We start from the raw sequence: 2,553 nt of genomic DNA, 5'->3' as shown, positions 1-2,553 counted from the left end.
TATTATCCCACGGCAGTGTAATTAACTTTTATTTATCGAAATGTACAACTTTTACATGCTTTGAAAACAAAGATACAGAAAATTGATATTAATTAGCTCTAGTTCGGAACTATGAATAATTCAGGTTTATGATATTTTGATGTAAAACATTCAAGGTCTCCTCACGATTCGGTTAAATAAGATGTATATTGCGGACAACTCCTTTCCTATTACCCGCTTCACCTCGTAGAAACAATAAAAGTGACAATGTAGCCGATCCAAATCCCAAGCATATTCAACAAAACATCATCAACATCAATGGATCTTGTCCTATATTCAGCAAAATGAAGCAGAAGTTGCACAATTTCAATAAAAACAGGAATATAAATAGATAAAAACAAGATAAGTCCTAATCCTATTTGTCGAAGATATTTAAAAAACAAAATGCCAATCGGGATGAATAACACAATATTACCGATGAGATTGCCAATAATTACATACATTGGTGCATATCCATGAAAAAATGCTGTTACATATAAGTGAATTGTTTTTAGCGGAACTAAATTAATTTCGGGATTAGGTTTTATGTCACTTGGCATAATCCACACGATATAAAGTAAAAAAGCCAAATACATACAATAAAAAAAGCGTTTTACCATGCAATTCACCCATTCTCTTCTAGTAGTACGGTAATAATGATGTCTATTACGGGTAAGAAGTAATCATGACAAAATTTATGATTGTTCATTATTTCTGTTTGTATATATTAGTTAGTTTCAGTAAAAAGTTGAAAATAGCTCTTGGAGTATGACTTTTTTAAGAATAAACCGATACAATAGGGATTATTACTTCAAGAAGATTCATAAAACGTTCATTCCTTTTCTGTTTATTTCTGCCAATATATATTACTATTATATTGGGAGGGAATATCATGGAAAAAACTTATAAAAATATTCTTGTGGCAATAGACGGATCGAAAGGGTCAGAGATTGCTCTAAATAAAGCAATCAACGTAACAAAACGTGATGGAGCAACACTTCATCTTGTACACATTATGGAACACTACAACTTCCCTGGTGATACAGGAGCGATTAAGAAAACTCAAGAAAAATTAGGTAACGAACTTCTTGAAAATAATCGCGAGCTTGCTCTTAATAACGGAATAACAGAAGTGAACACAAAACTTGAATTTGGGAATCCGAAGTCATTAATTCCTAAAAAGATCGCAAGAGAAATTGACGCCGATCTTATAGTTTGTGGAGCCACTGGATTGAATACTTTTGAGCGGATTCTTGGCAGTGTATCAGAAAATATCACTCGTTCCGCAGCTTGTGATGTACTTATCGTTAGAAATTCTGAAGATTGATAGAAACAAATTGTAATAATAAAGGCACTTTATTTTATAAATTATATCATCAAAATAAAAGCTTGGCTTATTACCAAAATGGTATAAGCCTTAGTCTTTTATTTTACCATTGATTACCTGTAAAAGGAGTTCATGTTAGATTCGACTCTAACAAACTAGTAATTGTATCAACATTTCCTTAATTATATTCCATTTTTCCCAAAGTCTTCTGTCATTACTTCCATCGTTATCCGATTATTCCAACAAAAAACTTCAAGGCGTTCATGCCCATTGTATGGATATATTAAAATTCCTCTCACCTTCTCTAATTCCCTAGAAAAATTTCAGCGAAAAAGAATAATCTTTACTAAAAATAAACTGTCTTAAATGATGGACAAGTTACATAGTATCTATAAAAGAGTCCTTTCAAAATTATTTGGAAAGGGGATTGGATGAAAAAACTCACCTCTGTATTTTATATTTCCATCAGCTTATCGATTATTTTTATATTATGGGGTGCGCTTGCTCCGAGTCATCTTGAGAGGGTAGCAACCAATTTGCAACTTTCTTTACAAGTCAAGTTCGGTTGGCTTTATCATCTCATAGTTGGGATGATCCTGCTATTTTCCATTTATCTTGCCTTTTCAAAATATGGCAAAATTAAACTTGGTAAAGATAATGAGAAACCAGAATATAGCACATTCAGTTGGTTTGCGATGTTATTTAGTGCCGGAATGGGAATTGGCCTTGTATTTTGGGGAGTTGCCGAACCTCTGTCTCACTATTACGAACCGCCGATTGGAGATGCACAGTCGCAAGTTGCGGCGAAAAATGCTCTTCCTTTAACTTTCTTTCATTGGGGGCTACATCTATGGGCAATTTATGCACTCGTTGCTTTATCGTTAGCCTATTTTAAATTTAGAAGAAATTTACCCGGCACCATTAGTGCAACATTTTATCCTTTGTTTGGTGATTATGTAAGAGGACCTTTGGGGATTATTATCGATACTTTTGCTGTATTCGCTACCGTTTTTGGAGTTGCCACTTCCCTTGGTTTTGGGGCAATTCAGATCAATGGTGGGCTGCATTATTTAGACAATAGTATTCCTTATGGATTCAGCACACAATTCGTCATTATTATAGGTATTACGTTTTTGTTCATGATTTCTGTTCTTTCCGGAATTGAAAAAGGAATGAAGTTGATGAGCAATATCAATATTATCCTTGCC

The 2,553-nt window shown here is 33.6% G+C and carries 3 protein-coding genes; 2 read left to right on the top strand and 1 reads right to left on the bottom strand.

From position 1 onward, the window contains the following. Positions 1-218: 218 nt before the first annotated feature. Positions 219-638, bottom strand: a complete 420-nt coding sequence (locus tag ACPYKA_RS20355; protein WP_479544014.1) for a VanZ family protein — start codon at positions 636-638, stop codon at positions 219-221. A 272-nt stretch (positions 639-910) separates the two neighbouring features. On the opposite strand from ACPYKA_RS20355, the gene ACPYKA_RS20350 reads away from it, so the two are divergent. Both ACPYKA_RS20350 and ACPYKA_RS20345 read left to right on the top strand, forming a co-directional pair. Further along, positions 911-1,345, top strand: a complete 435-nt coding sequence (locus ACPYKA_RS20350; protein ID WP_479544013.1) for a universal stress protein — start codon at positions 911-913, stop codon at positions 1,343-1,345. 431 nt (positions 1,346-1,776) lie between these two features. Further along, positions 1,777-2,553: BCCT family transporter (locus tag ACPYKA_RS20345; RefSeq protein WP_479544012.1), on the top strand; the 777-nt coding region annotated here is incomplete at its 3' end.

The organism is Pseudogracilibacillus amylolyticus (SeqCode), from assembly GCF_051918545.1.
GTDB lineage: Bacteria > Bacillota > Bacilli > Bacillales > Amphibacillaceae > Pseudogracilibacillus.
Note: the sequence above shows the minus strand (reverse complement) of the source record. Positions and strands in the feature narration are given on the sequence as shown.

Excerpts from the sequence above, each read along its gene's own strand:
- ACPYKA_RS20355 (WP_479544014.1), bottom strand. The coding sequence starts at position 638 with ATGGTAAAACGCTTTTTTTATTGTATGTATTTGGCTTTTTTACTTTAT.
- ACPYKA_RS20350 (WP_479544013.1), top strand. The coding sequence starts at position 911 with ATGGAAAAAACTTATAAAAATATTCTTGTGGCAATAGACGGATCGAAA.